The organism is Alicycliphilus sp. T452 (genome assembly GCF_054512775.1).
Genome location: NZ_JBTNEH010000004.1, coordinates 14,643 through 41,039 on the forward strand (window position 1 = coordinate 14,643; position 26,397 = coordinate 41,039).

Sequence of the window (26,397 nt, forward strand, 5' to 3'; positions counted from 1 at the left end):
GGCTGCATACCAAGTGTCATTCCTGTCTCCTTCGTTGTTGAACTCAAACGGTGCCTATGGGCTCTGCAATGCTGTCTGGCATGAGGCCTCCTCCGACGCGAGGGCCGCGCGCGCGGCGTCCAGCACATGCGCCAGTTGCTGCGGCAGAGGCGCCTCCAGCAAGCCATCGCCCTGCCGCGCAACGATTTCACCGATGCGCAACTCCAGCAGTCTCCTGAGCCGGTAGCGGGCGCGCTGCACACGCTGCGCCTGCCGCTGGCGCGTTGCGGCCAGCCATTCCTGATGCTGGTCGATGGCCTCTGACAAGGTGCGGATGGATTCGGGCTGGCTGGAAGACGCCAGCAGAATCGGGGCGGCCCAGGCATGGGGTGCGCGATGCGTCACGGCGGCGATGCGGCGCAGATCCGTCACCATGCGCTGCGCGCCCGGCAGGTCCGCCTTGTTCACCACGTAGATATCCGCCATCTCCATGATGCCCGCCTTCATGGCCTGCACCACGTCGCCGCTGTCCGGCAGCAGTACCAGCACCAGCGTGTCCACCTGGCTGCGCACGGCATATTCCGCCTGGCCCACGCCCACGGTTTCGAGCATTACCTCGTCGAACCCGAACTGGTCCATCAGGTCCAGCATCTCCGGCAGGTTGTCGGCAAGGCCATCGCTGGTTTTGCGCGAACCCAGCGAACGGATATACAGCCGCTCGCTGCCCGCCAGGTCATCCATGCGGACGCGATCGCCCAGGATGGCTCCGCCGCTGCGCGGGCTGCTCGGATCGACGGCAAGCACGCCAAGGCGCCCCTTGGGCAGGCGCTCCAGCGCCAGATGCCCCACCAGCGTGCTCTTGCCCGCACCAGGCGCTCCGGTGATGCCGATGCGGCGGGCGGCATGCTGCGCAGGCTCCGGCAATGGCCGATGCGCAAGTTCCGCGGGGCTTGCATTGGCAAGCCGGGTGAGCGCCCGGCTCAAGGCCCAGCGGTCCAGCGGCGGCGCGCTCATGCCAGCTCCTTTCCCAGGACCGCGTCCGCATGTTCGTTCAGCAGCGGCGGCATGCCGTAGGCCGGGGCGAAGTCATCGAACCGGATCGGGCTGGCCACCGCCCGCAGCGGCAGCGTCCCGTCGCCCAGCGGCACGACCAGCGACCGCGCCGCCGCGATATCGCCACGCAGCGCCTGATTGAGCGTCCCTACTTCGGCGACGACCACGCCCAAGGGCCCCAGCCGGCGCACCCACTCAGCGGCGCAAGCCTGGAGCAACACCTCCGTGATGGCAGCCACGACCTCGGCGCGGTGAGACCGCCGCGCGGCCATCGAAGAAAACATCGGGTCCTGAATCCACTCGGGATGGCCGATTTCCCGGCAAAAAATCTGCCAGAACTTGTCATGGGTGATGAAGAGCGTGAGCCATCCATCCGCCGTGGGGAATATCTGTGCAGGCACCACATAGGGATGCGAAGAATCTGCCTGGCGCTCGATGGTCTCCCCGGCATTCAGCGCGGCGCCCGCCAGGTAATTGAGCTGGGACAGCATCACGTCGTACATGGCCACGTCGACCTGCCCCCCCCGCCCCTGCACGATCTTGGCCAGCAGCCCCAGCGCCGCGACAAGGCCCGCCGAGTTGTCGACGACGGAATAGCCCGTCTTCGTCGGAGGCGCACCGGGATCGCCCGTCATTGCCATCACCCCCGTGAGCGCCTGGATGACGTAGTCATACGCGGGGTTGTCGGCATACGGCCCATCCAGGCCATAGCCGGTCAACGCGACACAGACCAGCCGCTCGTTCCTGTGCCGCAGCGCCTCGTAGGTAAGGCCCAGCTTGCGGATGGCCGAAGGCCGCAGGTTGGTGACCAGTGCATGCGAAGTCTCGGCGATGCGGCCCAGGGCCTCGCGTCCATCGTCGCTGGCCAAATCGAGCACCACACTTTTCTTATTGCGGTTCAGACTGGCGAAGTAGGCGTTGTGGGGCCCAACGAAATGCGGACTCACCGCGCGGGCGATATCGCCTTCGGGAGCTTCGATCTTGATGACCTCGGCCCCCATGTCGGCCAGCATCAACCCACAGTACGGACCGGCCAGCATGTGGCCAACCTCGATGATGCGGATGCCCGCCAGCGGCGCGCTCATGACAGGCTTTCGGCGAGCGATGTCACGACACGCTCCAAGGGCATGTCGGCGGTGAAGACGGCACTGACGCCCATCTGGCGCAGATATGCATGGTCTTCTGCGGGGATCGTCCCGCCCACGAATACCTTGACGTCCAGCGCTTTCAGTTCGCGCAGCTGGGCGATGACGTCTGCAACCAGCTCCTTGTGGCTGCCCGACAGAATGCTCAGGCCCACGGCGTCGACACCTTCGTCCACTGCGACCTGCGCAATCTGCAATGGACTGCGGCGCAAGCCGGTGTAGATCACCTCGGCGCCGGCGTTGCGCAGCGTCAGCGCAATGATCTTGGCGCCTATGTCATGTCCATCCAGGCCGGGTTTGCCGATCAGGATGCGCTTGGATGCCAGCATGGCGGAATGTTGTTGCGTGCTCATAGATTCACCGGCTCCTTGAATTCGCCCCACTGCGCCTTGAGGCAGCTCACCATCTCGCCCACGGTGGCGTAGGCGTGGCAGCACTCCACCAGGTAAGGCATCACGTTTTCACGGTCCTTGGCGGCGGCGGCCGACAGGCGCTCCAGCGAGCGCTGCACCGCCGCGTTGTCGCGCGTATCCATCACCCGCTGGAATTTTTCGAGTGCGCGCTGGGCCACCGTGGGGTCGAGCGTGAAGACCTCGCCGACCTTGATCTCCTCGTTCTCTTTCTTGAAGTGGTTCTGCCCCACGACCACGTTGAGCCCGGAATCCGTGTCGAGCTTGCGCTCCAGCCCGCGCTCGGCCAGCCGCATCTGGATCCAGCCGTCCTCGATGGCCCGCACCACGCCGCCATAGGCATCGATCTCATCCATGACGCGGGTGATCTGCTCTTCCATGCGGTCGGTGTGCTGCTCGAGAAAGTAGCTGCCGCCCAGCGGGTCGACGGTGCGGCCGATGCCGCTCTCGTAGGCCAGGATCTGCTGCGTGCGCACCGCCAGTTCGGCCGAGAACTCTGTCGGAATCTGGAACGCCTCGTCGAACGCGCAGGTGAAGATGGACTGCGCGCCGCCGAACACCGCCGCCATGGTTTCCACCGCCACACGCACCGCGTTGTTGTAGGGCTGCGGCGCCACCAGCGAAGACCCGCCGCACACCACGCCGAAGCGGAAATGCTGCGCCTTGGGATCCTGCGCGCCATAGCGCTCCTTCATCATCCGCGCCCACAGGCGGCGGCCGGCGCGGAACTTCGCGATCTCGTCGAAGAAGTCCATGTGCACGTAGAAGAAGAAGGAGAGCCGCTTGGCGAACTTCTCCACATCGCCGCCGCGCGAGCGCAGCTCATCGACATAGGCCAGGCCGTTGGCCAGCGTGTAGGCCATTTCCTCGGCCGCCGTCGCGCCCGCATCGCGCACATGGGCTCCGGCAATGCTGATGGGGTTGAACCGGGGCGACACCTCGTTCGAATAGAGGATGGTGTCCGCGATCAGGCGCATGGACGGGCGCACCGGGAAGATCCAGGTGCCGCGCGCCACGTATTCCTTGAGGATGTCGTTCTGGATCGTGCCGGTGAGCAGCTTGCGCGGCACGCCCTGCTTGTCGGCCACCGCCAGGTACATCGCATAGATGATGGCGGCGGTGCCGTTGATCGTGAACGACGTGGAGATTTTCGACAGGTCCAGGTCCCGGAACAGGATCTCGGCCTCGCTGAGATTGGACAGCGACACCCCGACCTTGCCGATCTCCGGCCGTGCCATGGGGTGGGTCGGGTCCAGTCCGCACTGCGTCGGCAGGTCCAATGCCACCGACAGCCCCGTCTGGCCCTTGGCCAGCAGGAACTTGTAGCGCTCGTTCGACTCCTCTGCGGTGCCGAAGCCCGAGTACTGCCGGATGGTCCACAGCCGGCCCTGGTAGCCATCGGGGAAGATGCCGCGGGTGAATGGGTATTCACCCGGCTGACCGATGCGCGCCGCGTCCACCGCCGAAGCATCGACGCACGTGGGCACGTCAATGCCGCTCGGGCTAGTGGGCCGCAGTTGGGGCTCGATGCCCGCAGCTGCCATGTGGTCGTCTCGGTTCATTGGCTGCCTTTCGCAAGAAAACGATCGGAAGCGCGCCAGTGATCGTCATGCAGCCAAGTGTTCAGAACCTGCTGCCGCTCCGCCTGGCGCCGCTGTTCATAGGTTTGGCCGGTGCGCCATGCGATGGTCTGGGCCTTGATGCCGCGCAGCACCTGCTGCGGGCAGGCCAGCATCGGCGCCAAGAAGGCCTCCATATCCTTGCCGTCCGGACCGTCGGCGATGACGGCGTCCGCCAGCCCCCATTCCAGCGCCCGCGCCGCATCGACCATTTCGCAGCGCGCCATCATGCGCATCGCGCGTGCGCCACCCACCAATTGGCACAGATCCGGCCCACCACCCCATGCCGAGCTGATGGCCAAGCGCGCCTGGATGAAGCCGAGGCGTGCATGGCTGGCCTGCAGGCGCATATCGCATGCCACCGCCAGTTCCGCACCGCCACCGATTGCGTCGCCGTTCAGATAGGCCAGCACAGGCACCGGGCATTGCCGCACCGCATCGAGCGCTTCGCGGGCGTGGTCTGCCATCGCATGGGTGGCCCTCTCATCGCGCACCCGGGACAGTTCCACCAGATCACCGCCTGCAGCAAAAAACCGGTCGCCCGCCCCGCGCAGCACCAGCAGGCGCGTGGCTGGCCGGCCGCCCACTTCGGCCACCGCCCGTGCCAGCGATGCGAGCACGCTTCCCGCCAAGGCGTTGTGCTTGTGGGCTCGATCAATGGTGATCCATGTGGCGCCATCTGCGCGCTCATCGATGGTGATGTCTTGGCTGACTTGCACTCTGCGTGACCTCCGTCAAATGTCTTGAGGCCATCGTAGAAAGCAAGATGTTCCCAAACAAGAATGTTTGTTCCGTATTACGAACGAATGACATAATGATCCGGGGAGACAGCCAAGTTCGACCCAGTTTGTTCAGCAGGCTGAATTCCTGTTCGCCAACGCCATTGCCGCCAGGAGGAAATGCATGACCGGAGTCACCGTGACCGCCATCGATCGCGTGATCGATATCTTTGAAGCGTTCCAAAACAGCCAGCAGCCCCTGTCGCTGACCGAACTGGCAGAGGCTGTGGAGGTACCCAAAAGTACGTGCCATGCCATCGTCTCCACGCTAACGGCGCGCGGCTACCTGTACACGCTCAGCCGTCCCCGCGCCCTGTACCCGACACGGCGCATGTACGACGTGATGCATGACATCTCCAGGAACGACCCGTTCATCCGGCGCGCGACACCGGTGCTGGAGCGGTTGCGCGACGCAACGCGCGAAACCATCATCCTGGGCAAGCGCCAGGGCGACCTGGTGATCTACCTCCAGGTGGTCGAAGGCCTGAACTCCATCCGCTATTCAGCCAAGCCTGGAGAATTCAAGCCGTTGCACTCCAGCTCCATAGGCAAGGCACTCCTGGGAAGCCTGAAGGAAAAGGACCTGCGGGCCTGGCTCAAGGAACGCAAGCTCAATGCCATTACTGCCACCACCAAGGTGGAACACGAAACGCTGGTGCAGGATGTGCTCGCCAGCCGCAAGGCTGGCTACTTCGTGACGCGCGGCGAAAACGTCAGCGACGTGTGGGCCGTGGCGACCTTCATCAACGTGCATGGCGAAACACTCGCGGTCGCGGTGGCGGGACCGCAACACCGGATTGAAGCCAACGTGGAGGAAATGGCCAGGCTATTGATCGCCAGCTGCAGCTTTCTATCGCGGCAGTTGGTACAGCATCAAGGCGACGAGTCAGAAAAACGCTGACGTCAGCCCAGGTGCTGCCCCAGCACCCCCGCCAGCTCGAACATGCCGATGCTGTCCTTGCCGAACACGGCGCGCAGCCTGTCGTCGGCGAGGATGGTGCGCTTGTCCTTGGGGTCCTGCAGGTTGTGGGCCTTGATGTATTCCCACATCTTCTTGACGGCCTCGGGGCGGGCCACGGGCTCGGCGCCGATCACGGCGGCCAGCTGCGGGCTGGGGGCCTTGCCGGCGGCGGCCTTGCGCGGGGTCTTGGCGGCGGCCTTCTTTGCGGCAGGTTTAGAGGTTTTTTGGCCTCCAGCACCCACCCTGCTTGCGCTGGCAGCTCCTGTTTTCGCAGCAACAGTCTTGCGCGGCGGGTATTTGGATTCGCGCTGCTCGAACTCGAAATTGACCTTGCCCGCGGCCGCGTCCCAGGCCAGGAAGGCCTTGAAGGGGCGGCGCGTGCGGTTGGAGATGAACTTGTCCAGCAGGTCGGTCTTGCCGGTGGCGAGGAGCTTCTTCATCTGCGCGGGCTCCACGGGTTGCTGCAGGATGACCTTGCCGCTCTTGAAGCTGCACGACGGCGCGGGCTGCTGCGCGGTGGGCACGGCCCTGGCGCAGACGTAGTTGCCGCCATGCTCGTAGACGGGGGCGCCGCAGACGGGGCAGGCACCTAAGCTTTCCTGGCCCGCGAAATCGACGATCTCGCCCGATTCCTCGGCGTTTTTGTCGTCGCCGAAGTCGAATTCGAGCTTGTAGTTGCCCGCTTCCTCGTCGCGCGCGATGGTGACTTCCGCCGTGAACGGCCAGCCGGCCTTGGAGCGGAAGCCCTCCAGCGGGCCGATGCGGCGCTCGCGCAGGAGCTGCTCGGCCTCGGCGGTTTCAAAGGTGCGCCCGGCGGGCGACTTGGTGAACGAGAAGCCGCAGCCTTCGCCGCTGCCGCCCGCGCCGGTGCAGGCGTAGCGGCGGTAGTTCTCCTTGACCACGCCGCCGCAGTTGGGGCACGGGGCGGACAGCTGGGCGTAGTCGCCAGGGATGGTGTCGCGGTCGTACTCCTTGGCCTTCTTGACCAGCTTCTCGGTCATGGCCTGGATCTGCTGCATGAAGGCCTCGCGCGAGAGCTGCCCCTTTTCCATCTGCGCGAGCTTGTATTCCCACTCGCCCGTGAGCTCGGCGCGGCACAGTTCCTCCACCTGCAGGCCGCGCAGCAGCGTCATGAGCTGGAAGGCCTTGGCCGTGGGGATGAGCTCGCGGCCCTCGCGCAGCATGTATTTCTCGGTCAGCAGCCCTTCGATGATGGCCGCGCGCGTGGCCGGCGTGCCCAGGCCCTTTTCCTGCATGGCGCTGCGCAGTTCCTCGTCGTCGATCTGCTTGCCCGCGCTCTCCATGGCGCCCAGCAGCGTGGCTTCGCTGTAGCGCGCGGGGGGCTTCGTTCTCAGGCCCTTGGCCTCGGCGAACTCGGTGTGCGTCATCTCGCCGGGCTTGACGGGCACCAGCGGCTGGCCCTTGTCGCCTTCCTTGCCGCCCTCGACCTCGCTCGCGGCCTCCTTGCCGTAGATGGCCAGCCAGCCGGGCTTGACGAGCACCTTGCCCTCGGTCTTGAACGAGTGGCCCACCACCTGGCTGATGCGCGTGGTCACCATGTATTCGGCGCTGGGGAAGAACACGGCCATGAAGCGGCGCACCACCAGGTCGTAGAGCTTCTGCTCTGCTTCAGACAGGCCGCTGGGCGCCTGCGTGGTGGGGATGATGGCGAAGTGGTCGCTGACCTTGCTGTTGTCGAAGATGCGCCTGGACGGCCGCACGTAGCCGTCGTCCAGCGCCTGCCGGGCATAGGGCGCCAGGTGGCGCATGCCGCTGCCGGCCAGCATGGCGAAGGTGTTCTTCGCCACGGGCAGGTAGTCCTCGGGCAGCGCGCGCGAATCGGTACGCGGGTAGGTCAGCGCCTTGTGGCGCTCGTACAGGCTTTGCGCCAGCGCCAGCGTGGTCTTGGCCGAGAAGCCGAACTTGCCGTTGGCCTCGCGCTGCAGGCTGGTCAGGTCGAACAGCAGGGGCGAGGCCTGCGTGGTGGGCTTGCTCTCCTCGGTGACGGTCGCCGCCTTGCCGCGCACGGCGTGGGCTATTGTTTCGGCCTCCTTGAGCGACCAGACGCGGTCGGCGCGCGCCTCGGGATCCTCGCTCTTCTTCCACTTCGGGTCGAACCACTTGCCCAGGTACTGCCCGGCCTCGGCCTGGAAGCCCGCGTGGATTTCCCAGTAGTCGCGGCTCACGAACTTGCGGATCTTCTCCTCGCGCTCGACCACCAGCGACAGCGTGGGCGTCTGCACGCGGCCCACGGTGGTCAGGAAGAAGCCGCCGTCGCGCGAGTTGAAGGCCGTCATGGCACGCGTGCCGTTGATGCCCACCAGCCAGTCGGCCTCGGAGCGGCTGCGCGCGGCGTGGGCCAGGCCCTGCATCTGCGCGTCGCTGCGCAGGTGCTCGAAGCCATCGCGGATGGCCTGGGGCGTCATGCTCTGCAGCCACAGGCGCTTGACGGGCTTGCTCAAGGTCCCTTTCGCGCCGCCGGCGTACTGCTCGATCAGGCGGAAGATCAGCTCGCCCTCGCGGCCCGCGTCGCAGGCGTTCACGAGTTCCGTCACGTCCTTGCGCTTGGCCTGCCTGACCACGGCGGCCAGGCGGCTCTTGGTCTTGTCTACGGGCTTCAGGTCGAAGTACGGCGGGATCACCGGCAGGTGGGCGAAGCTCCACTTGCCGCGCTTGACGTCGAACTCCTCGGGCGCCTGGATCTCCACCAGGTGGCCCACGGCGCTGGTGACCACGTAGCGATCGTTCTCGAAATGGTCCTCGTGCTTCTCGAACTTGCCGGCCACGGGGGTGAGGGCGCGCACGATGTCCTGCGCCACCGAGGGTTTTTCTGCAATTACCAGGGTCTTGGTCATTTGTGGGTCAATTCCGCCTTACGGGCGCTTCTACAATCCGCTGCTTGCGCGCGCACGCGCACGCATGTGTGCACATATCCAAGTTAACAGAGTTTCCACGATGCCCGGCACCACATCCACCGCAGTCCCCGCGCCAGCCTACGGGCGGCGCATACAGACCCGGCGCTCGGGCGTGCACGGCAAGGGCGTGTTCGCGCTGCAGCCCATCGCTGCGGGCGAGGTCGTCATCGAGTACACGGGCGAGGTCATCAGCTGGAAGGAAGCCCTGCGCCGCCACCCGCACGACCCGGCGCAGCCCAATCACACCTTCTACTTCCACGTGGATGAAGACCGCGTGATCGACGCAAAGTTCGGCGGCAACTCGGCGCGCTGGATCAACCACAGCTGCAACCCCAACTGCTACGCCGACGAGCGCCATGGGCGCATCTTCATCACCGCGCTGCGCAACATCGAGGCGGGCGAGGAGCTCAACTACGACTACGGCCTGATCATCGACGAGCGCTACACCCCGAAGCTCAAGGCCGAATACCCCTGCTGGTGCGGCAGCAGGAACTGCCGCGGCACGCTGCTCGCGCCCAAGCGCGGCTGGGCCCCGCCCGGCCCGCCGCCGCAGCCGGCCAAGGCGCCCAAGGCCCGCCGGAGCGCGCAGCGATGAGCCCGGCCCCCGCCCCCGCGCGCTGGCCCGCCGAGGCCATCTGGCAGGCCGTCGCGCCCCTGCTGCCCGGCTTCACCGTGGAGATATTGCCCAGCATCGACTCCACCAGCACCGAGCTCATGCGCCGCGCGCGCGACGGCCGGCTGGAGCCCACGCTGCTCGTGGCCGAGGAGCAGACCGCCGGGCGCGGCCGCCTGGGCCGCCAGTGGCACACCGGCGCCTACGAGGGCACGGGCATGGTGTCCGCCCTCACCTTCTCGCTGGGCCTGCCGCTGGCGCCGCGCGAATGGGCGGGCCTGTCCCTCGCCGTGGGCGTGAGCGTGGCCGAAAGCCTGCAGCCCGCGCTGCCCGGCGCAGACGGCGGACGGCCGCGCATCCTGCTCAAGTGGCCCAACGACCTGTGGCTGCAGGACGGGCGCAAGCTCGGCGGCATCCTGGTGGAGACGGCCAGCCTTGCGGGCGCGCCCAGCGAGCCGCGCTACGTGGTCATCGGCATAGGCCTGAACGTGCTGCCCGTGCTCACACAGGGCCTGTCCACCCCGCCCGCCTGCCTGCGCGAGGTGGACTCCACCCTCACGGCCGCAAGCGCGCTGCAGCGCATCGCCCTGCCGCTGGTGCAGACGCTGCTGGGCTTTGCCGAGCATGGCTTCGCGCCCTTCCAGGCGCGCTTCGCGCAGCGCGACCTGCTGGCCGGGCGCGGCGTGACCCTGAGCGACGGCACCCAGGGCACGGCCCATGGCGTGGCCGAGGACGGCGCCCTGCTCGTGCACACCGCGCGCGGCATGCAGGCCATCACCAGCGCCGAAATCAGCGTGCGCCCCGGCGGCCCGGCGCAGCCGGCCTGAAAGACCCATGCTGCGCCTGGCCTTCATGGTTCTGCTGCTGGCCAATGCCGGCTACTACGCCTGGTCGCACGGCCTGCTGCAGGGCTGGGGGCTGGCCCCCGCCAGCGAGTCCGAGCCGCAGCGCCTGGAGCAGCAGATCGAACCGCAGAACCTGCGCCTGCTGCCCCCCGAGGGCCAGGGCCCTGCCTCCGCCGCGCGGCCGGCCCGCGCGGCCGCCGCGGCGGCGCCGGACGAGCCCCCGGCCTGCCTGCAGGCCGGCGTGTTCGACGCGCGCCAGGCCGAGGCCCTGCGCCAGGCCGCCGCCCAGCTGCCCGCCGGCAGCTGGAGCCTGGAGCCCGTCCAGGCCATGGGCCGCTGGATGGTGTACCTGGGGCGCTTCCCCGACGAGGAGGCGCTGGCCCGCAAGCGCGCCGAGCTGCGCGCGCTCAAAGTGGACTACGACCGCCCCGGCGCCGCGCTGGAGCCCGGCCTGTCGCTGGGGCGCTACTCCACCGAGGAAGGCGCCCAGCGCGCCCTGGGCCAGCTCGCCGGCCAGGGCGTGCGCAAGGCCCGCGTGGTGCAGGAGCGCACCGACACGCCCGGCTACACGCTGCGCCTGCCGGCCGTGAGCGGGGCGCAGCGCACGCACATCGACGCCACGCTGCAGCCGGCGCTGGCCGGCAAGGCGCTGCGGCCCTGCGGCTGACGCGGGCTCATACGGCTTTGCATCCGACCGGATAACCAGGCGGGCAGCCGAAGACAGTGCTGCGGCACGGCGCGGCGAACCAACGACGTTGGGCGGTCGAATGCGAAGCCGTATCAGTGCCCGTCGATGCGCAGCGCGATCTTGCCGAACTGCGCCCCCGACTCCAGGCGGTCCAGCGCCGCATGCACCTCGTCCAGCGGGAATTCGCTGTCGATCACGGGACGCAGGCCGGTGCGCGCGACGAAGCCGAGCAGGTCATGGAATTCGCCGTGCGTGCCCAGGCTGGAGCCGAAGATCTGCAACTGCCGCACGAAGATGCGGCGCAGGTCGGCCCCGGGCTGGTCGCCCGTGGTGGCGCCGCAGGTGACCAGCCGGCCGCCGCGCACGAGCGACTTCATGGCCGACGGCCACGCGGCCGCGCCCACGTTCTCGAACACCACGTCCACGCCGCGGCCGCCCGTGAGGGCCATGACTTCCTTCGCCACGTCCTGGGTCTTGCCGTTGATCCCGTGGTCGGCCCCCAGCACACGGGCGCGTTCGAGCTTGGCGTCGTCGCGCGAGGTCACGATCACGCGCGCGCCGATGGCCTTGGCCAGTTGCAGCGCCGCGAGCGAGACGCCGCCGCCGATGCCGAAGACGAGCACCGTCTCCCACGGCTGCAGGCGCGCCTTGGAGAACAGCATGCGCCAGGCCGTGAGGTGGTTGACCCCGAGGGCGGCGGCCTCCGCCCAGCCCAGGTGCGCGGGCTTGGGGAACACCTGCGCGGCCGGCACCTGGATCCACTGGGCGAAGGTGCCGTCGCGGTGTTCGCCCAGGAACTGGATGCGCGTGCACAGGGCGCTGTCGCCGCGCTGGCAGAACTCGCAGCGGCCGCAGGCGACGCCGGGGTGGATGACGACTTCCTGGCCCGGTCGCAGCAGCGGGTCGGCGGCGTCACAGGCCTCGACCGTTCCGGCGGCGTCCAGCCCCAGGATCTGCGGCAGCCGGTGCGTGATGCCCGCGCCGCTGTTGCGCATGTACAGGTCCACCTGGTTGAGCGTGGCCGCCTGCACGCGGACCAGCACCTCGCCGGGCGCACGCTGCGGGAGCTGGTATGCCTGCACCTGCACCACTTCGTTGCCGCCGTGGCCGGTGATGAATGCTGCTTTCATTTTCAATCCTCATGCATGGGTCGGGGGCATGGCACGGCGACCTCCGCCGCACCCGTGAGCCTGGGCTCGCCGGCCTGGTTGCACACCTGCAGATCCAGGACGATGCGGAGCATGCCATGCTCCCGGTATTTGCCGGCCACCCGGGCCCGGCAATGCACCGTGTCGCCGACGTGCGTGATGGCCACGAAGCGCACGCCCAGGCGCCGGATGGCCGTGGGGTCCACCCAGCGCGTGAGCACGCGCGCGAGCCAGGCGGCCGACAGCATGCCATGCGCGAACACGTCGGGCATGCCGGCCTCGCGGCGCGCGTAGTCCGGGTCGATGTGCAGCGGGTTGTAGTCGCCCGAGGCGCCGGCGTACAGGCCCAGCGCGTGCCGGGTGATGGGGCCTTCCACGATCCCGGGCAGGGCGTCGCCCACCGCGATGGCGTCGAAGTCAAGCGGCGGCATGCGCGCCCTCCTGCCGCGGCGGGCGCTCCACCATGACGCTGCGCAGGTCGGCCACCGCGCGTCCGTCGCCGTCCGTCACGCGGTTCTCCCACTCGAAGAAGCGCAGCGCGCCGCCTTTCTTCGCATAGAGCCGGCCGATGCGCGGCGCGAAGCGCAGCGCCTGGCCGGCGCAGGCCGGGCGGTGGTAGTCGAAATGCTGCTCGCCGTGCAGCACGTGCGCATAGTTCACGCCCAGGCGCTCGTAGATCTCCTGGGGGTTCGGGCCCTCCATGGACAGGCAGAAAAGGAAGGTCGGCGGCACCAGCAGGGCGGGATGCCCCGCCGCGCGGGCCGCCGCCTCGTCCAGGAACAGCGGGTGCTCCTGCCCCGTGGCCCGGGCGAAGGCGCGCAGGCGGCCGCGCTCCACCTCGGCGCTGAAGGGCGTCAGCGCGGCGCCCTGGAGGGAGAGGTCCCACATGGCCGGCGCGTCACTTCCACAGCGCGCAGCGGCTCTCGGCCTTGGTGGTGAAGACCTCCTCGCCCGGCATGGTGGCGACCACCTTCACGTAGTCCCAGGGCATGGTGGATTCCGCCGGCGCCTTGACCTGCATGAGGTACATGTCGTGCACGTAGCGGCCATCGGGGCGCACGCGGCCCTGGGCGTAGAAGTCCTTGAGCGGGGTCTTCTTGAACCAGTCCATGACCTTGTCGGCATCCGTGGTCTTGAGGGCCTGCACGGCCTTGAGCCATTGCATGGTGGCCGAGTAGTTCGCGGCCTGCACGTCGGTGGGCATGCGCTTGGCCTTCTCGAAGAAGCGGCGGCCGAACTGGCGGCTCTCGTCGTTCAGGTTCCAGTCCCAGCTCGTGGTGAACAGCAGGCCCTCGGCGTTCTTCAGGCCCATGCTGTGCACGTCGACCAGGAAGAGCATGAGGCTTGCGACCTTCATGTTCTTGCCAATGCCGAATTCGCGCGAGGCCTTGAGCGCGTTGATCATGTCGCTGCCGCCGTTGGCGATGCCCAGGATCTGCGCCTTGGAGTTCTGCGCCTGCAGCAGGAAGGACGAGAAATCCGCCGCGCCCAGCGGGTGCTTGACCCCGCCGATGACCTGGCCCCCGTGGGCCTTGATCACGTTCGTCGCGTCGCGCTGCAGGGCCTCGCCGAAGGCGTAGTCGGCCGCGAGGAAGAACCAGTTCTTGTAGCCCTGCTTGAGCAGGGCGCCCGCCGTGCCCTTGGCCAGGGCCGTGGTGTCCCAGGCGTAGTGGATGGTGTAGGGCGAGCACTGCTCGTTGGTCAGCGCCGAGGTGCCGGGGCCGTTGGCGATGAACACGCGCTTCTTCTCCTGCGCGAGCTTGGCCATGGCCAGGGCGGCGGCGGAGTTGGTGCCGCCCACGAGCATGCTGATGTTCTGGGTGTCCATCCACTCGCGCGCCTTGGAGGCGGCGATGTCGGCCTTGTTCTGGTGGTCGGCGCTGATGAGCTCGACGGGCAGGCCGTTGACCTTGCCGCCAAAGTCGTCGATGGCCATCTGGATGGCCATGGCGCCGTTCTTGCCGTCCAGGTCGGCGTAGGCGCTGGACATGTCGGTCAGGAAGCCGATGCGGATCTTCTCCTGGGCCTGGGCGCCGAAGCTCGCGAGGCCGGCAAGGCCGAGCAGCAGGGCGATGTGGCGGGTGCGCAGTGGCATGGTTGTCTCCTTGGTCGTTCGACGTGATGGAAGTAGAGGAAGCAGAGGGGCCCGGTGCGTCACGCCGGCCCCTGCGCCGCGAGCGCCGCGCGGATGGCCTGCACCGACTCGGGGTTGACCAGCGTGCTCAGGTCTCCAGGGTCGTCCCCCAGCCACGCGGCACGGATCACGCGGCGCATCGTCTTCATGTTGCGCGTGCGCGGCAGGTCATCGACGAAGACGACCCTGGCGGGGCGGAACGCCCCGCCCAGCCCCGCGGTGACCGCGGCGGACAGGGCCTCGGCCGCGCCGGCCTTCTCGGTGCCGGGGCGCGGCACGCACAGGCACACCACCGCCGTGCCCTTGACGGGATCGGGCACGCCGATCGCGGCCGCGTCCTGCAGCAGCCCGGTGTCCATCAGCAGGGCCTCGATCTCGGAGGGGCCGGTGCGCTTGCCTGCGATCTTGAGCGTGTCGTCGGACCGGCCATGCACGTACCACATGCCATCGGCGTCGCGGCTGGCGAAGTCCCCATGCACCCACATGCCCGGCAGGCGGGACCAGTAGCCTTGAAGGTAGCGCTCCCGGTCATGCCACAGCCCGCGCGTGAGCCCGATGCTGGGGCTGCGCATCACCAGCTCGCCCATCACGCCCGGCCCGGCGCTGGCCCCTTCGGCATCGACCACGTCGGCGCCCGTCCCCGGCACGGGGCCGGCGAACGCGCAGGGCTTGAGCGGGTGGATCACCGTGCCCGTCAGGATGCCGCCCACCTCGGTGCCGCCGGAGTAGTTCAGGAGCGGGACCCGGCACCGGCCCACGCGCTCGAAGGTCCAGCGCCAGGCCTCGGGCGTCCAGGGCTCGCCGGTGGAGACGATGACGCGCAGCGATGCGAGGTCGAGGGCGCCGAGGGCGTCGTCCGCGATCGACATCGAAAGACGCGCCACCGTGGGCGCGAGGCCCAGATAGCTGACACGGTGGCGCTCGATGAGGCGCCACAGGCGGTCCGGCTGCGGATAGTTGGGCGCGCCTTCCGCCAATACCACCGTCGATCCCACGAGCAAGCCGCCGAACACCAGGATCGGCCCCACCAGCCAGCCCATGTCCGACATCCACAGGAAACGGTCCTCGGGCTTGAGGTCCATGCAGATGGCAAGGTCCAGCGCCGTCTTGACCGGGAAGCCGCAGTGCGAGTGCACCACGCCCTTGGGCTTGCCGGTGGTCCCCGACGTGAACATCAGCAGGAAGGGGGCGTCGGCCGGCATGGCTTCCGTGGGCACGGCCGCGCAGTCGTCCGGCGCACCGGCGACGAGTTCGTGCCACCAGTGGTCGCGCCCCTCGCGCCAGCCATGCCCGGTGGCCAGATGGTCCAGGACCACGACGTGGCGCACGCCGGGGCACTGCTGCAGCGCCTCGTCGGCCACCGCCTTGGCGCCGACCGGCTTGCCGCGCCGCAGGGAGCCATCGACCGTGATCAGCGCCTTGGCCTGCCCGTCACCCAGGCGCTGCGCGATGGCGTCGGCGCCGAACCCCGAGAACATGGGAAGCACGATGCCGCCGATCTTGGCGACGGCCAGCATGGCGACGGCGGCCTGCGGCAGGTTGGGCAGGTACATGCCCACCACATCGCCCCGGCCCAGCCCCAGCCGGCGCAGCCCCCAGCCGAGCCGGCAGGCCTCGCGGTCCAGGTCCGCAAGGCTCCAGGCCTGCACCGCGCCGTCTTCGCCTTCCCAGACCAGCGCGGTCCGCGTGTAGCGCGCCGTGCCGCGCCACCGGTCGATGCAGTTGAGCACCACGTTGGTGGTCCCGCCCACGCACCAGCGCGCGAAGGGCAGCCCCTCGCCCAGGTCGAGCACCTTCTCGTAGGGCTGCTCGAAGCGGTAATCCAGAAAGCGGATCAGCGCATCGTGGAACCAGCCCGGGTCCGCGCCGGCGCGCTCGTTGAGCTGCTCGAAACCATCGACGCCGAGCGCCCGCATGAAACGCGTGAGGTTGGCGTTTTCCACCGTGCCGCGGTCCGGCCGCCACACGGCAGCAGGCGAAGGATTGGGGGTATCGACATGCATGGCCTGGGTTCCGATGTGCCAAGTTGCTATCGTTGGGGGTGTTGCTTTGCTTTCGCAAGATATTGGGTAAAGATATTTACATATCAACCTCTCGCACAGCAAGAGTATTCATGCTGATTTTTGGATAATTCATGGTTTTCCCCATGCAAAAAGAGAACAATTCTCGAATGGATCTGGCCAACCGGGTCTTCTTCCGCCTCTATCAATGTGCAAATATGTTGCATAAAACAGGGACGCGGGCCCTCGAATCGGACGGGCTGACGACACAGCAGTGGGCGGTGCTCGGGGCGCTCTCGCGCCCCCAGGCGGCCGAAGGCATGAGCGTGGGCGAGCTGGCCCGCTACCTGATGGTGAGCCGGCAGAACCTCTCCGGCCTGCTCAGCCGCATGGAGCGCGACGGCCATGTCGGCCTGGCGGCGGACCCGCGGGACCGCCGCTCGCGCCTGGCCTCGATGACCGAGGCGGGCCGGCGCGTGTGGCTGGTGGGCGCGCAGCCCAAGATCCTTGCCTACTACGAGGATGCGCTGGAGGGCTTCTCGGTGAACGACATTGCCCACAGCCTGCACTACCTGCTCAAGCTGCTGGAAAACATGCAGCGCATCGACAAGGCCCAGGGAGGCGGCCGCGAGGCGGAGTGACCCTGAACCGGCACATGGGCAGCCAAAATTCATGGGTTTGGCGCATAATCTTTCTACAGAAAGCATTGACGGAGAGCCACATGGAGCAACGCGCCTTGAAACCCCAGAGCGCCGAAGTGCTGGCCAAGGCCACGGCGCGCTCCGCGACCCTGCTCGGCCTCTCGGGCGCGGCGCTGGCCCGCACCATAGGGTTGAGCGAGGCCACGGTCTCGCGCATCGTCAACGGCGGCAAGCCGATCCGGCCCGATTCCAAGGAGGGCGAGCTGTCCCTGCTGCTGGTGCGCGTGTTCCGCTCGCTGGACGCGCTGGTGGGCAACGACGACCGCAAGCGCCTGGCGTGGATGAACAGCCACAACGATGCGCTGGGCGGCAAGCCGCTCGTGCTCGTGCAGAAGGCCGAGGGGCTGGTGGCGACCCTGAACTACCTCGATGGCATGCGGGCTCCATGAAAAGACTTTGAGCTGACCCTAATGGCCTGGGCCGTTTCCTGGTTCGACGACTCGGTGGCGGATAGCTCCATGCTGGCCTGGCGCGGCGTGGAGGCCCAGCATGTGGTGGCGACGATGCGGCTCGCCGATACGCCGCGCGAGCAGGAGCTGCTGGAGGATCTGCTGGAGGCGAGCAAGCCGGGCCTGCCGCCCGGGGCCAGGGGCGCGCACTACCTGCTGGCCACCCCGTTCCGGTACTTCCCGCATCACCCCAGCCGCTTCCGGCCGGCCGGGGCCAAGGGCCAGTGGTACGGCGCCGAGACCGTGCATGCCGCATGCGCCGAGGTGGCGTACTGGCGCAACCGGTTCATCCGCGACAGCGCCGGGCTGCGCGACGAGGTGCTGGTCACCCAGCACAGCTTCTTCCAGGCGGCCGTCGGGGGGCGGGCCGTAGACCTGACCCAGCCGCCATGGGCGCAGGCGCAGGCGGACTGGACCCACGGCACGGACTACCGCCAGACCCAGGCCGTCGCGGCGGCGGCCCAGGACAGGGGCGTGCAATGGCTGCGCTATGCCTCGGTGCGCGCGCCCGGCGCGGCCTGCGCCGTGGTGTTCGACCCGGCCAGCCTGCGGGAGCCCCCGGGCGGGCTGGACGCCACCCTGCAGACCTGGTTCTGCAAGGCGACGCGCGAGCGCGTGATGTTCACGCGCAGGCAGCAAAGCTACCTCTGGGATTTCTGAGGCAAGCCTCTTACCGCAGGCGCTCCAGCAGGCCGCCGGGCGTCTCGCCGCGCAGGCCCAGCGCGCCGATCAGGTCGTTCTCCGCGCGCAGGTCGCGGCCGGTGATCAGGCTGGAGGCCTCGATCATGGTCTCGGTGCACGGCATGGGCATGCCGGCGATGCGCGCGAGCACGCTGGAGAACGCCAGGCCATAGGGCACGTCCTCGCCCAGGAAGCGCGTGCCCACGTCGGTCGGGCCCGGGGGGCCGCCGCGGCTGGCGTGCAGTTCCGCCGCGATGTCGGCCAGCTGCTCGGAGCGGGTGTTGAAGGACTTGGCGAAATGCTCCTCGATGGAGCGCACGTGCAGGCCGAAGGCACGCGCCAGCGCGCGGCGCTCGGCATCCAGCCGCACGATCACGGACGCCACGTGCGGCGTCATGTAGTGGTACTGGGGCCAGTTCTCCGCGCGCTCGATGCGCGTCCAGTTGAACACGGCCAGCGGCGCATGCGCCACGGGGTTGATGTTCGTGAGCGCGCTGGCCAGCGCGTTCGCGTCTTCGTCGAACACGTCGCCGAACAGCGCCTGGCACAGCGCCTTGGCCCGCGGCAGGGCCGACTGCGGCAGTGCGGAGATGCCCAGGCGCGTGCGGCGCGTCATGACCTTGACCGCGTCGGGCGCGGCGCGGCGCGCCGTCAGCGTGGTCGTGCCCATGCTGACCACGGTGATGTCCACGCCCCGGCTCCTGGCCAGCTCGTACGCGTACAGCGCGGACAGCGAGCTCATGGAGCTCACCACCACCGTCTGGCCGGTCCTCAGGTGCGGCGCCAGGGCGTCGAAGACCGCCTTGTGGCCGTTCACGGGGACGGCGATCACCAGCACGTCGGCATGCTGCGACAGCTCGGCGGCCGATGCCGCGACCTGCACCTCGAAGCTGCCGCCGAGCACGCCCGTGGCATGCAGCTCGCAGCGCGCCGGGCCCGCGAGCCCCGTGCCGCGCGGCGACCACAGCGAGACCCCGAAACCCGCCTGCCGCAGCCAGGCCGCGTTCGCCAGGCCGATGCCGCCGACCCCGGCGACGCCGACGTGGATGTCCTGGCGCGTCATTCCTGGATTCCTCCGCGCTTGATCACCTCGCTCCAGCGCTGCGTGTCCGCCTTGATCATGCGGTCGAGCTCGGGCGCGCCGGCGCAGGTGGACAGGGCGCCCAGCTTCTCGAACTGCTCGTGGATCGCGGGCGACCGGCAGACGGCGAGCACCTCGGCCTCCAGCCGCTTGAGCATGGCCGGCGGCGTCTTCGCGGGCGCCAGCAGGCCGGCCCACACCGGGACCTCCATGCCGCCCAGGCCCGTGGCCTCCGTGACGGTGGGGGCGCCCTGCAGGCTGGGGATGCGGCGGCCGGTGAACGTGCCCAGCACGCGCATCTTCCTGCCGGTGACCATGGCCTCGGCCGACGCCACGCTGGTCACGATGAAGTCCACCTGCCCGCCCAGCGTATCGTTGATCGCCGGGCCGGCGCCGCGGTACGGCACGTGCAGCATCTTCACGCCGGCGCGCTGCGCCAGGTATTCGCCCGTCAGGTGGGTGATGGTGCCGTTGCCCGTGGACGCGAAGCTGACCTTGCCCGGGTTCTTCCTGGCGGCGTCGATCAGGTCGGCCAGGGTCTTGAACGGGCTGTCCATGCGCACCGCCACGGTCATGGGCGTGTCCACCAGCATGGCGATCGGGGCGAAGTCCCTGGCCGGGTCGTAGGTCAGCTTGCCGCCCAGCAGGCTGGGGGCGATGGAGATCGCGCCGCCGCTGGCCAGGAACAGCGTGGTCCCGTCGGGCGCCGCCTTGGCCACCGATTCGGCCGCGATCACGCCGCCCGCGCCCGGCTTGTTGTCCACGATGACCGGCAGGCCGATGCGCTCGGCGAGCTTGGTGCCGATGGCGCGGCCCACGATGTCCTGCGCGCCGCCCGGCGTGAACGGCACGACGATGTGGATCGGCTTGGCGGGCAGGTCCGGGGCCTGCGCATGCGCCGCCGGAATGGCGCCGGCCGCCATGACGGACAGGGCGGCGAGTGCTGAAGCAATGGTTTTCTTCATGGTTGTCACGGTCTGGAGAAACAAAATCGGGAACCTGGGCGCGCCCCGCCGCTCAGGCGGAAAGCGCGCGGTCCAGCGCGCTCGTGAAGTCTTCGATCAAGTCATCGGCATTTTCAAGACCCGCGTGGATGCGCACCAGCGGGCCGCAATGATGGCACGGCATGACGGTCCGCGCAGGCGGATCGCACAGCAGGGCCAGGCTTTCGTATCCGCCCCAGGAAAGCCCGATGCCGAACAGCCGCAGGTGGGAGAACAGCGCCGACAACTGCGCCCGCGCCATGGGCTTGAGGGCGATGGCGAAAAGGCCGCTGGCGCCCAGGAAGTCGCGCTTCCACAGGGCATGGCCCGCGTCGCCTTCGAGCCCGGGATGCATCACCGCGTCCACGGCGGCGTGCCGCCTGAGCCTTTCGGCCAGCCGGAGGCCATTGGCCTGGTGCACTCCGAGGCGCGCAGAGAGGCTGCGCAGGCCGCGCAGGGCCAGGTAGATGTCGTCGGGGCCGGCCGTCTGGCCGAAATCATGCGCTCCCTCGCGCAGCAGGTCCCAGGCGCGCCGGTTCGCGGTCGCCACCCCCAGCAGCGCGTCCGAATGACCGACGATGTACTTGGTGGCCGCCTGGATGGAAATGTCCACGCCATGCTCGAAGGGCTTGAAGAACAGCGGCGATGCCCAGGTGTTGTCCATGAGCACGAAGGCCTGCCTCCTGTGCGCCTGCTCGGCGATGGCCGGGATGTCCTGCACCTCGAACGTCAGCGAGCCCGGCGACTCCAGGTACACCGCCCGGGTGTTGGGCCGCATCTGCGCCGCAATCCGCGCGCCGGCGAGGGGATGGAAGAACTCCGCCTCGACCCCCATGCGCGCCAGCACCCGCACGGCGAACTGGCGCGTGGGGCCGTAGACGCTGTCGGACAGCAGCACATGGTCTCCGGGGCGCACCACGGCCATCAGCGCATGGGTGCATGCGGCGAGCCCCGACGGGAAGACGATGGAGGCGTGGCCGCCCTCCAGTTCGGCGATGGCCGACTCGAACGAGCGGGTGGTCGCCGTGCCGAAGCGGCCGTAGCTCGCCATGGGGTTGGACGGCAGCTTGCGGGATTCCCACTCCTCCAGCGTGGAGGCGACGATGGTGGAGCCGCGGCATACGGGCGTGTTCACGAGGCCCCCGAAGGCGCCGGGGTTGCGCCCGGTGTGCACGAGGGCGGTTTCCACGCTGTGCGCGGGCTCGCTTTCCGCGAGGGCCAGGATGGCCGGGTTGTCTATGACTTGGTTCATGGCCCCAGTCTAAGAATCCGCCCTTAGAAAAAAATCGCAATATCACGCCACGAAATGCCTGTACATGAGAATTTTTTTCTCATATTCTCAGAATTAAAGGAATTATCATGTCGCCACGCCATCCCATCCGTTGCGGGCTCCGCCCCCGAAGATCTGTGTGACACCATGGCCGAACTGGACAAGATCGACAAGATGATTCTGGGCCTGCTGCAAGCCGATGCCTCCATGCCCATCAACGAGCTCAGCGAGCGGGTCAACCTCTCCACGACGCCGTGCTGGCGGCGCATCCAGCGGCTGGAGAAGGAGGGCTACATACAGCGGCGGGTCGCCCTGCTCTCGCCCGACAAGCTCAATGTGGGCGTGACGGTGTTCGTCTCGATACGGACCGACCAGCACAACGACAAGTGGTCGCAGAAGTTCGCGCAGGTCATCACGTCCATTCCGCAGGTGGTCGAGTTCTACCGGATGAGCGGGGAGATCGATTACCTGCTGCGCGTCGTCGTGCCCGACATCAAGGCCTTCGACAGCGTCTACAAGCGCATGATCCGCGACATAGAGATCATGGACGTCAGTTCCAGCTTCGCCATGGAGCAGATCAAGTTCACGACCGAGCTGCCGCTGGATTACAGCTGACGGCCGCAGCGGCGGGCATGCTCATGCGCCGGGGCTGCCGGCCGCAAAGCGCACGCTGAAGCGCGCGCCCGGCATGCTGCTGCCCGGGCGCACGTCCTCCAGCTCCACGTCGGCGCCATGCTGGCGCGCGATCTCGCGCACGATGGGCAGGCCCAGGCCGGAGCCGTCGGCGTCCGTGCCCAGCGCGCGGTAGAAGGGCTGGAAGACCAGCTCGCGCTCAGACAGGGGCACGCCGGGGCCCGAGTCCTCGACCTGCAGCAGCACCACGCGGCCGAAGGTGTCGGGCAGCACGCGCGCCGTGACCATGCCGGGATGGTCGCTGCTGGAGGGCGTGTAGTTGATGGCGTTGTCCACCAGGTTGCGCACCAGTTCCGTGAGCAGCGTGGGGTTGCCGTCCATCCACACGCCGGGCGCGCCGGGGTCGGCGCCGTCGTAGCCCAGGTCGATGTGCTTGTCCATGGCGCGTGGCACGCTGCCCTCCACCACCTCGATCACGAGGCGCGCCAGGTCCACCGGCTGGCGCTGCACCACGGCGCTGCCGCCCTCGGCGCGCGCCAGCGCCAGCAGCTGGTTGACGGTGTGCGTGGCGCGGATGGACGAGCGCCCGATCTGCTTGAGCGATTTCTTCAGCTCCTCGGTGCTCGTGCCCTCGCGCTGCGCGAGGTCGGCCTGCATGCGCAGGCCGGCCAGCGGCGTCTTGAGCTGGTGCGCCGCGTCGGCCAGGAAGCGCTTTTGCGTGGCCATGGACTCGTGCAGGCGGCGCAGCAGGTCGTTGACCGAATCGACGAGCGGCGCCACCTCCATGGGCACGGCCTTGTGGTCCAGCGGCGAGAGGTCGTCGGGCTTGCGCGCGCGGATGCGCTCCTCCAGCTGGTGCAGCGGCTTGATGCCGCGCGCCAGCGCCAGCCACACCAGCAGCACGGCCAGCGGCAGGATGACGAACTGCGGCAGCATCACGCCCTTGATGATCTCGGTGGCGAGCACGCTGCGCTTGGAGCGCGTCTCGGCCACCTGCACCAGGGCGGCTGGTGCATTGGGCAGGGGCACGCGCACCCAGATGTAGGCCACGCGGATGTCGATGCCGCGCATCTCGGCGTCGCGCAGCCGCACCTCGCCGGAGATCACGCGCTCCTCGGGCGGCGGCAGCGGCAGGCTGCGCTCGCCCGAGAGGTATTCCCCCGTGGGCGAGAGCACCTGGTAGTAGACGATGTCGGACTCGTCGGCGCGCAGGATCTCGCTGGCCGGCTGGGGCAGGTTGAACAGCACGCGCCCGTCCTGCACGGTGACGAGCTGGGCCAGCGCGTGGGCGTTGTATTCAAGCGCGCGGTCGAACGGCTTGTTCGCCAGGCCCTGGGCCACGAGCCAGGTGAGCGCCAGGCTCACGGGCCACAGCAGCAGCAGCGGCGTGAGCATCCAGTCCAGGATTTCGCCGAAGAGGGAGCGCTGCTCGCGCTGGAAGATTTTCACGGTTTCAGTATTTTTGGCCGCAAACGCCTGCCTGGCAAGCGCTGACAGCTATCAAAATGCAAGCATCAACCGGGAATCTTTTCGAGGCAGTAGCCCAGGCCGCGCACGGTGGCGATGCGTATCGGGCCGCGCTCTATCTTCTTGCGCAGGCGGTGGATGTAGACCTCGATGGCGTTGTTGCTCACCTCCTCGCCCCATTCGCACAGGCGCTCGACGAGCTGCTCCTTGCTCACCAGGCGGCCGGCGCGCTGCAGCAGCACCTCCAGCAGGCCCAGCTCGCGCGCGGACAGCTCCACCATCTTGCCGTCTATGGTGGCCACGCGGCCGGCCTGGTCGTACACCAGCGGACCGTGCCTGATGGTGGCGCTGGTGCCGCCCATGCCGCGGCGCGTGAGCGCGCGCACGCGCGCCTCCAGCTCGGACAGGGCGAAGGGCTTGGCCATGTAGTCGTCGGCCCCCAGGTCCAGGCCCTTGACGCGCTCCTCGATGCCGTCGGCCGCGGTGAGGATGAGCACCGGCAGGGCCGAGCCGCGCCCGCGCAGGCGCTTGAGGACCTCCAGCCCGTGCAGCCGGGGCAGGCCCAGGTCCAGGATCAGCAGGTCGAACTCGTTGTTGGTGAGCAGCGCGGCATCGGCCTCGCTGCCGCTGGCCACATGGTCCACGACGGCGCCGGAGCCGCGCAGCGTGCGCAGCAGGCCGTCAGCCAGCACCTGGTCGTCTTCGGCGATGAGGATGCGCATATCAGTTCTCCTGGAATTCATCAGCGCCAGTGGCATGGCCCATGCGCAATGATGAATTCTAGAAGCTGCCCCCCTGCCCTCCCGCCCTTGCGGCACCAGGGTTGAACCTTATTCCGTTTCCCGATCCATCGGTCCAGCGAAGCCGGCAAAGCGATCGACCGATGTGGAAATGGCACGACTGCCGCTGCGCCGGCGCCAGGGCCGGATGGCTCATGCCGCCTTGCCGGCCGCGGGCCGGGCATGCAGGGCCGGGGCGCTGCCCAGGTAGCGGTCCACGGACAGGCCCTGCGTGGAGATCTCGGTCGTGCGGCCGGTGACGATGTCGGCCAGCAGCCGGCCCGAACCGCAGGCCATGGTCCAGCCCAGCGTGCCGTGGCCGGTGTTCAGGAACAGGTTCCTGTGCGGCGTGCGGCCCACGATGGGCGTGCTGTCGGGCGTCATGGGGCGCAGGCCGGTCCAGAACTCGGCGCGCGCCAGGTCGCCGCCGGGGAACAGCTGGTTCGTGACCATCTCCAGCGTGGCGCGGCGCTGCGCCCGCAATGTCTTGTCAAAGCCCGAAAGCTCGGCCATGCCGCCCACGCGGATGCGCTGGTCGAAGCGCGTCAGCGCGATCTTGTAGGTCTCGTCGAGCACCGTGGAGACGGGCGCCAGCGCCTCGTCCCGGACCGGTATCGTGAGCGAGTAGCCCTTGACGGGGTAGACCGGGATGTCCAGCCCCGCCGACAGCAGCAGCTCGCGCGAATAGCTGCCCATGGCCAGCACGTAGCGGTCGGCGCGGACGACTTCCTTGTCCGGCGTCGCCAACTGCACGCCGCCCACGGCGCCCTGGCCATCGAACAGCAGCCAGTCGACGCCGGTGCCGAAGCGGAACTTCACGCCCAGCGCCTGCGCCATGCGGGCCAGGGCGTTGGTGAACAGGTAGCAGTCGCCGGTCTCGTCCTGCGGCAGGCGCAGGCCGCCGGCGATCGTGGCCCGGGCCTGCGCCAGCGCAGGCTCGGCCTGGCAGACGCCCTTGGCATCGAGCAGCTCGTAGGCAATGCCGCATTCCTTGAGCACGCGGATGTCGCGCTCGGCCTGATCGACCTGTTTCTGCGCGCGGAACAGCTGCAGCGTGCCGGCCTGGCGCCCCTCGTACTGGATGCCGGTGTCGCGGCGCAGCTGCTGCAGGCACTCGCGGCTGTAGTTGGACAGGCGCAGCATGCGCTCCTTGTTCACCGCGTAGCGCTCGGCCGAGCAGTTGCGCAGCATCTGCGCCATCCAGCGCAGCTGGAACAGGGTGCCGTCGGGGCGGATGGACAGCGGCGCGTGCTTCTCGAACATCCACTTGAGCGCCTTCGTGGGAATGCCGGGCGCGCCCCAGGGCGTGGAGTAGCCGAACGAGACCTGGCCCGCGTTCGCGAAGCTGGTGTCCTGCGCCGGGCCGTCCTGGCGGTCGATGACGGTGACCTCGGCGCCCGCGCGGGCCAGGTAGTAGGCGGTGGTGATGCCGATCACGCCAGCGCCAAGTACGACAACTTTCATGTCCAGTCTCCGTTATTCGGTGAATGGACGTGACTTTATGGATTTACGTGCTAATCTTTTGCTGAAATTGCACTCCTATGCAGCAATATCTGCCGCCCGAATCGCCAAACCATGCCCTTCGCAGCAATGTCTGAATTCGATTCCATAGACCGGCGCATCCTGGATCTTTTGCAGCGCGACGGGCGCCTGACCATGACTGAGCTGGGCGAGCGCGTGGGCCTGTCCACGTCGCCGTGCTCGCAGCGCGTCAAGCGCCTCGAGGCGCAGGGCGTGATCACCGGCTACCACGCGCGCGTCAACCCGGCGGCGCTCGGGCGCAGCCTGTTGGTGTTCGTGGAAATCACGCTGGCGCAGAAGTCCGAGCAGATCTTCAAGAAGGTGCGCGACGAGCTGCAGAACATGCCCGAGGTGCTGGAATGCCACCTGATTTCGGGCAGCTTCGACTACCTGGTCAAGGCGCGCCTGGCCGGCATGTCCGAATACCGGCACCTGCTGGGCTCCATACTGCAGCAGATGCCCGTGCCGGCGCAGTCCAACAGCTACGTGGTGATGGAGGAGGTCAAGGAGAGCTTCGTCGTGCCCATGGGGCGCGGCGCCTGA

The 26,397-nt window shown here is 68.4% G+C and carries 26 protein-coding genes; 9 read left to right on the plus strand and 17 right to left on the minus strand.

The genetic code is table 11. From position 1 onward, the window contains the following. Positions 1-54: 54 nt before the first annotated feature. The 5 genes from ACX12L_RS04550 to ACX12L_RS04570 are packed head-to-tail and all read right to left on the minus strand — an operon-like array spanning position 55 to position 4,925. Entirely contained in the window at positions 55-993 is a 939-nt protein-coding gene (locus ACX12L_RS04550) for an ArgK/MeaB family GTPase (RefSeq protein WP_168728136.1), read from the minus strand. Beyond that, complete coding sequence (locus tag ACX12L_RS04555) at positions 990-2,117, minus strand: CaiB/BaiF CoA transferase family protein (protein ID WP_168728137.1); 1,128 nt, start codon at positions 2,115-2,117, stop codon at positions 990-992. The genes ACX12L_RS04550 and ACX12L_RS04555 overlap by 4 nt, the downstream gene beginning before the upstream one ends. Beyond that, positions 2,114-2,530, minus strand: a complete 417-nt coding sequence (locus tag ACX12L_RS04560; protein ID WP_168728138.1) for a cobalamin B12-binding domain-containing protein — start codon at positions 2,528-2,530, stop codon at positions 2,114-2,116. Before ACX12L_RS04560 ends, ACX12L_RS04555 begins: the two co-directional genes overlap by 4 nt. Then, on the minus strand, positions 2,527-4,149 hold the full coding sequence (locus tag ACX12L_RS04565; protein WP_168728139.1) for an acyl-CoA mutase large subunit family protein: 1,623 nt from the start codon (positions 4,147-4,149) through the stop codon (positions 2,527-2,529). The genes ACX12L_RS04560 and ACX12L_RS04565 overlap by 4 nt, the downstream gene beginning before the upstream one ends. Then, positions 4,146-4,925 (minus strand): enoyl-CoA hydratase/isomerase family protein, encoded by a 780-nt coding sequence (locus tag ACX12L_RS04570; protein WP_168728140.1) that lies wholly within the window; start codon positions 4,923-4,925, stop codon positions 4,146-4,148. Before ACX12L_RS04570 ends, ACX12L_RS04565 begins: the two co-directional genes overlap by 4 nt. Before the next feature lie 184 nt (positions 4,926-5,109). Here ACX12L_RS04570 and ACX12L_RS04575 point away from each other — a divergent pair, with 184 nt between their 5' ends. Continuing rightward, the gene (locus tag ACX12L_RS04575) at positions 5,110-5,886 is read left to right on the plus strand and encodes an IclR family transcriptional regulator (protein ID WP_459261504.1); all 777 of its coding nucleotides are present in this window, start codon (positions 5,110-5,112) and stop codon (positions 5,884-5,886) included. A gap of 2 nt (positions 5,887-5,888) precedes the next feature. Here the strand turns inward: ACX12L_RS04575 and ACX12L_RS04580 are convergent, their stop codons facing one another. Next, a complete protein-coding gene (locus tag ACX12L_RS04580) occupies positions 5,889-8,801 on the minus strand; it encodes a DNA topoisomerase III (RefSeq protein ID WP_459261505.1) in 2,913 nt (970 codons plus the stop codon). 100 nt (positions 8,802-8,901) lie between these two features. On the opposite strand from ACX12L_RS04580, the gene ACX12L_RS04585 reads away from it, so the two are divergent. From ACX12L_RS04585 to ACX12L_RS04595, 3 genes are read left to right on the plus strand one after another with little or no spacing between them, the layout of a single operon-like run. Then, positions 8,902-9,456 carry an SET domain-containing protein gene (locus ACX12L_RS04585; protein WP_459261506.1) on the plus strand — a complete coding sequence of 185 codons (555 nt, stop codon included), beginning with the start codon at positions 8,902-8,904 and terminating at the stop codon, positions 9,454-9,456. Then, positions 9,453-10,301, plus strand: coding sequence for a biotin--[acetyl-CoA-carboxylase] ligase (locus tag ACX12L_RS04590; RefSeq protein WP_459261507.1), 849 nt, complete (start codon positions 9,453-9,455; stop codon positions 10,299-10,301). The genes ACX12L_RS04585 and ACX12L_RS04590 overlap by 4 nt, the downstream gene beginning before the upstream one ends. A gap of 7 nt (positions 10,302-10,308) precedes the next feature. Beyond that, entirely contained in the window at positions 10,309-10,986 is a 678-nt protein-coding gene (locus tag ACX12L_RS04595) for an SPOR domain-containing protein (RefSeq protein WP_459261508.1), read from the plus strand. A 113-nt stretch (positions 10,987-11,099) separates the two neighbouring features. Here the strand turns inward: ACX12L_RS04595 and ACX12L_RS04600 are convergent, their stop codons facing one another. The 5 genes from ACX12L_RS04600 to ACX12L_RS04620 are packed head-to-tail and all read right to left on the minus strand — an operon-like array spanning position 11,100 to position 16,292. After that, entirely contained in the window at positions 11,100-12,137 is a 1,038-nt protein-coding gene (locus tag ACX12L_RS04600) for a zinc-binding dehydrogenase (protein ID WP_459261509.1), read from the minus strand. A gap of 2 nt (positions 12,138-12,139) precedes the next feature. Then, positions 12,140-12,586 (minus strand): MaoC/PaaZ C-terminal domain-containing protein, encoded by a 447-nt coding sequence (locus ACX12L_RS04605; RefSeq protein WP_459261510.1) that lies wholly within the window; start codon positions 12,584-12,586, stop codon positions 12,140-12,142. Next, entirely contained in the window at positions 12,573-13,043 is a 471-nt protein-coding gene (locus tag ACX12L_RS04610; protein WP_459261511.1) for a MaoC family dehydratase N-terminal domain-containing protein, read from the minus strand. Before ACX12L_RS04610 ends, ACX12L_RS04605 begins: the two co-directional genes overlap by 14 nt. 10 nt (positions 13,044-13,053) lie before the next feature. Then, on the minus strand, positions 13,054-14,250 hold the full coding sequence (locus tag ACX12L_RS04615) for an ABC transporter substrate-binding protein (protein WP_013520948.1): 1,197 nt from the start codon (positions 14,248-14,250) through the stop codon (positions 13,054-13,056). Positions 14,251-14,309: 59 nt separating this feature from the next. After that, complete coding sequence (locus ACX12L_RS04620) at positions 14,310-16,292, minus strand: AMP-binding protein (RefSeq protein WP_459261513.1); 1,983 nt, start codon at positions 16,290-16,292, stop codon at positions 14,310-14,312. Between the two features lie 131 nt (positions 16,293-16,423). On the opposite strand from ACX12L_RS04620, the gene ACX12L_RS04625 reads away from it, so the two are divergent. From ACX12L_RS04625 to ACX12L_RS04635, 3 genes are all read left to right on the plus strand, one after another. Further along, positions 16,424-16,930 (plus strand): MarR family winged helix-turn-helix transcriptional regulator, encoded by a 507-nt coding sequence (locus tag ACX12L_RS04625; RefSeq protein WP_459261514.1) that lies wholly within the window; start codon positions 16,424-16,426, stop codon positions 16,928-16,930. A gap of 80 nt (positions 16,931-17,010) precedes the next feature. Further along, on the plus strand, positions 17,011-17,379 hold the full coding sequence (locus ACX12L_RS04630; protein WP_459261515.1) for an antitoxin Xre/MbcA/ParS toxin-binding domain-containing protein: 369 nt from the start codon (positions 17,011-17,013) through the stop codon (positions 17,377-17,379). 21 nt (positions 17,380-17,400) lie between these two features. Continuing rightward, on the plus strand, positions 17,401-18,099 hold the full coding sequence (locus ACX12L_RS04635) for an RES family NAD+ phosphorylase (RefSeq protein WP_459261516.1): 699 nt from the start codon (positions 17,401-17,403) through the stop codon (positions 18,097-18,099). A gap of 10 nt (positions 18,100-18,109) precedes the next feature. On the opposite strand, the gene ACX12L_RS04640 is transcribed toward ACX12L_RS04635, so the two are convergent. From ACX12L_RS04640 to metC, 3 genes are read right to left on the minus strand one after another with little or no spacing between them, the layout of a single operon-like run. Continuing rightward, positions 18,110-19,183 (minus strand): NAD/NADP octopine/nopaline dehydrogenase family protein, encoded by a 1,074-nt coding sequence (locus ACX12L_RS04640; RefSeq protein ID WP_459261517.1) that lies wholly within the window; start codon positions 19,181-19,183, stop codon positions 18,110-18,112. Further along, entirely contained in the window at positions 19,180-20,166 is a 987-nt protein-coding gene (locus ACX12L_RS04645) for a Bug family tripartite tricarboxylate transporter substrate binding protein (RefSeq protein ID WP_459261518.1), read from the minus strand. The genes ACX12L_RS04640 and ACX12L_RS04645 overlap by 4 nt, the downstream gene beginning before the upstream one ends. 52 nt (positions 20,167-20,218) lie before the next feature. After that, positions 20,219-21,436, minus strand: coding sequence for a cystathionine beta-lyase (metC, locus tag ACX12L_RS04650; RefSeq protein WP_459261520.1), 1,218 nt, complete (start codon positions 21,434-21,436; stop codon positions 20,219-20,221). Positions 21,437-21,610: 174 nt separating this feature from the next. Here metC and ACX12L_RS04655 point away from each other — a divergent pair, with 174 nt between their 5' ends. Then, positions 21,611-22,069, plus strand: a complete 459-nt coding sequence (locus tag ACX12L_RS04655) for an Lrp/AsnC family transcriptional regulator (protein ID WP_459261701.1) — start codon at positions 21,611-21,613, stop codon at positions 22,067-22,069. 21 nt (positions 22,070-22,090) lie between these two features. Here the strand turns inward: ACX12L_RS04655 and ACX12L_RS04660 are convergent, their stop codons facing one another. The 3 genes from ACX12L_RS04660 to ACX12L_RS04670 form a co-directional block, all read right to left on the minus strand. Continuing rightward, positions 22,091-23,536, minus strand: a complete 1,446-nt coding sequence (locus tag ACX12L_RS04660; protein WP_459261521.1) for a sensor histidine kinase N-terminal domain-containing protein — start codon at positions 23,534-23,536, stop codon at positions 22,091-22,093. A gap of 65 nt (positions 23,537-23,601) precedes the next feature. Further along, on the minus strand, positions 23,602-24,276 hold the full coding sequence (locus ACX12L_RS04665; RefSeq protein ID WP_459261522.1) for a response regulator: 675 nt from the start codon (positions 24,274-24,276) through the stop codon (positions 23,602-23,604). A gap of 210 nt (positions 24,277-24,486) precedes the next feature. After that, positions 24,487-25,797 (minus strand): D-amino acid dehydrogenase, encoded by a 1,311-nt coding sequence (locus tag ACX12L_RS04670; RefSeq protein WP_459261524.1) that lies wholly within the window; start codon positions 25,795-25,797, stop codon positions 24,487-24,489. A gap of 126 nt (positions 25,798-25,923) precedes the next feature. On the opposite strand from ACX12L_RS04670, the gene ACX12L_RS04675 reads away from it, so the two are divergent. Continuing rightward, positions 25,924-26,397: a winged helix-turn-helix transcriptional regulator gene (locus ACX12L_RS04675; RefSeq protein ID WP_459261702.1), complete on the plus strand. Its 474-nt coding sequence runs from the start codon at positions 25,924-25,926 to the stop codon at positions 26,395-26,397.

Bases quoted from the DNA above. Each gene is read 5' to 3' on its own strand.
- metC (WP_459261520.1), bottom strand. From the start codon at position 21,436: ATGAACCAAGTCATAGACAACCCGGCCATCCTGGCCCTCGCGGAAAGC.
- ACX12L_RS04560 (WP_168728138.1), bottom strand. From the start codon at position 2,530: ATGAGCACGCAACAACATTCCGCCATGCTGGCATCCAAGCGCATCCTG.
- ACX12L_RS04550 (WP_168728136.1), bottom strand. From the start codon at position 993: ATGAGCGCGCCGCCGCTGGACCGCTGGGCCTTGAGCCGGGCGCTCACC.
- ACX12L_RS04555 (WP_168728137.1), bottom strand. From the start codon at position 2,117: ATGAGCGCGCCGCTGGCGGGCATCCGCATCATCGAGGTTGGCCACATG.
- ACX12L_RS04615 (WP_013520948.1), bottom strand. From the start codon at position 14,250: ATGCCACTGCGCACCCGCCACATCGCCCTGCTGCTCGGCCTTGCCGGC.
- ACX12L_RS04665 (WP_459261522.1), bottom strand. From the start codon at position 24,276: ATGCGCATCCTCATCGCCGAAGACGACCAGGTGCTGGCTGACGGCCTG.
- ACX12L_RS04595 (WP_459261508.1), top strand. From the start codon at position 10,309: ATGCTGCGCCTGGCCTTCATGGTTCTGCTGCTGGCCAATGCCGGCTAC.
- ACX12L_RS04625 (WP_459261514.1), top strand. From the start codon at position 16,424: ATGGTTTTCCCCATGCAAAAAGAGAACAATTCTCGAATGGATCTGGCC.
- ACX12L_RS04605 (WP_459261510.1), bottom strand. From the start codon at position 12,586: ATGCCGCCGCTTGACTTCGACGCCATCGCGGTGGGCGACGCCCTGCCC.
- ACX12L_RS04575 (WP_459261504.1), top strand. From the start codon at position 5,110: ATGACCGGAGTCACCGTGACCGCCATCGATCGCGTGATCGATATCTTT.
- ACX12L_RS04600 (WP_459261509.1), bottom strand. From the start codon at position 12,137: ATGAAAGCAGCATTCATCACCGGCCACGGCGGCAACGAAGTGGTGCAG.
- ACX12L_RS04640 (WP_459261517.1), bottom strand. From the start codon at position 19,183: ATGACGCGCCAGGACATCCACGTCGGCGTCGCCGGGGTCGGCGGCATC.
- ACX12L_RS04645 (WP_459261518.1), bottom strand. From the start codon at position 20,166: ATGAAGAAAACCATTGCTTCAGCACTCGCCGCCCTGTCCGTCATGGCG.
- ACX12L_RS04630 (WP_459261515.1), top strand. From the start codon at position 17,011: ATGGAGCAACGCGCCTTGAAACCCCAGAGCGCCGAAGTGCTGGCCAAG.
- ACX12L_RS04670 (WP_459261524.1), bottom strand. From the start codon at position 25,797: ATGAAAGTTGTCGTACTTGGCGCTGGCGTGATCGGCATCACCACCGCC.
- ACX12L_RS04585 (WP_459261506.1), top strand. From the start codon at position 8,902: ATGCCCGGCACCACATCCACCGCAGTCCCCGCGCCAGCCTACGGGCGG.
- ACX12L_RS04635 (WP_459261516.1), top strand. From the start codon at position 17,401: ATGGCCTGGGCCGTTTCCTGGTTCGACGACTCGGTGGCGGATAGCTCC.
- ACX12L_RS04565 (WP_168728139.1), bottom strand. From the start codon at position 4,149: ATGAACCGAGACGACCACATGGCAGCTGCGGGCATCGAGCCCCAACTG.
- ACX12L_RS04590 (WP_459261507.1), top strand. From the start codon at position 9,453: ATGAGCCCGGCCCCCGCCCCCGCGCGCTGGCCCGCCGAGGCCATCTGG.
- ACX12L_RS04675 (WP_459261702.1), top strand. From the start codon at position 25,924: ATGTCTGAATTCGATTCCATAGACCGGCGCATCCTGGATCTTTTGCAG.
- ACX12L_RS04610 (WP_459261511.1), bottom strand. From the start codon at position 13,043: ATGTGGGACCTCTCCCTCCAGGGCGCCGCGCTGACGCCCTTCAGCGCC.
- ACX12L_RS04620 (WP_459261513.1), bottom strand. From the start codon at position 16,292: ATGCATGTCGATACCCCCAATCCTTCGCCTGCTGCCGTGTGGCGGCCG.
- ACX12L_RS04580 (WP_459261505.1), bottom strand. From the start codon at position 8,801: ATGACCAAGACCCTGGTAATTGCAGAAAAACCCTCGGTGGCGCAGGAC.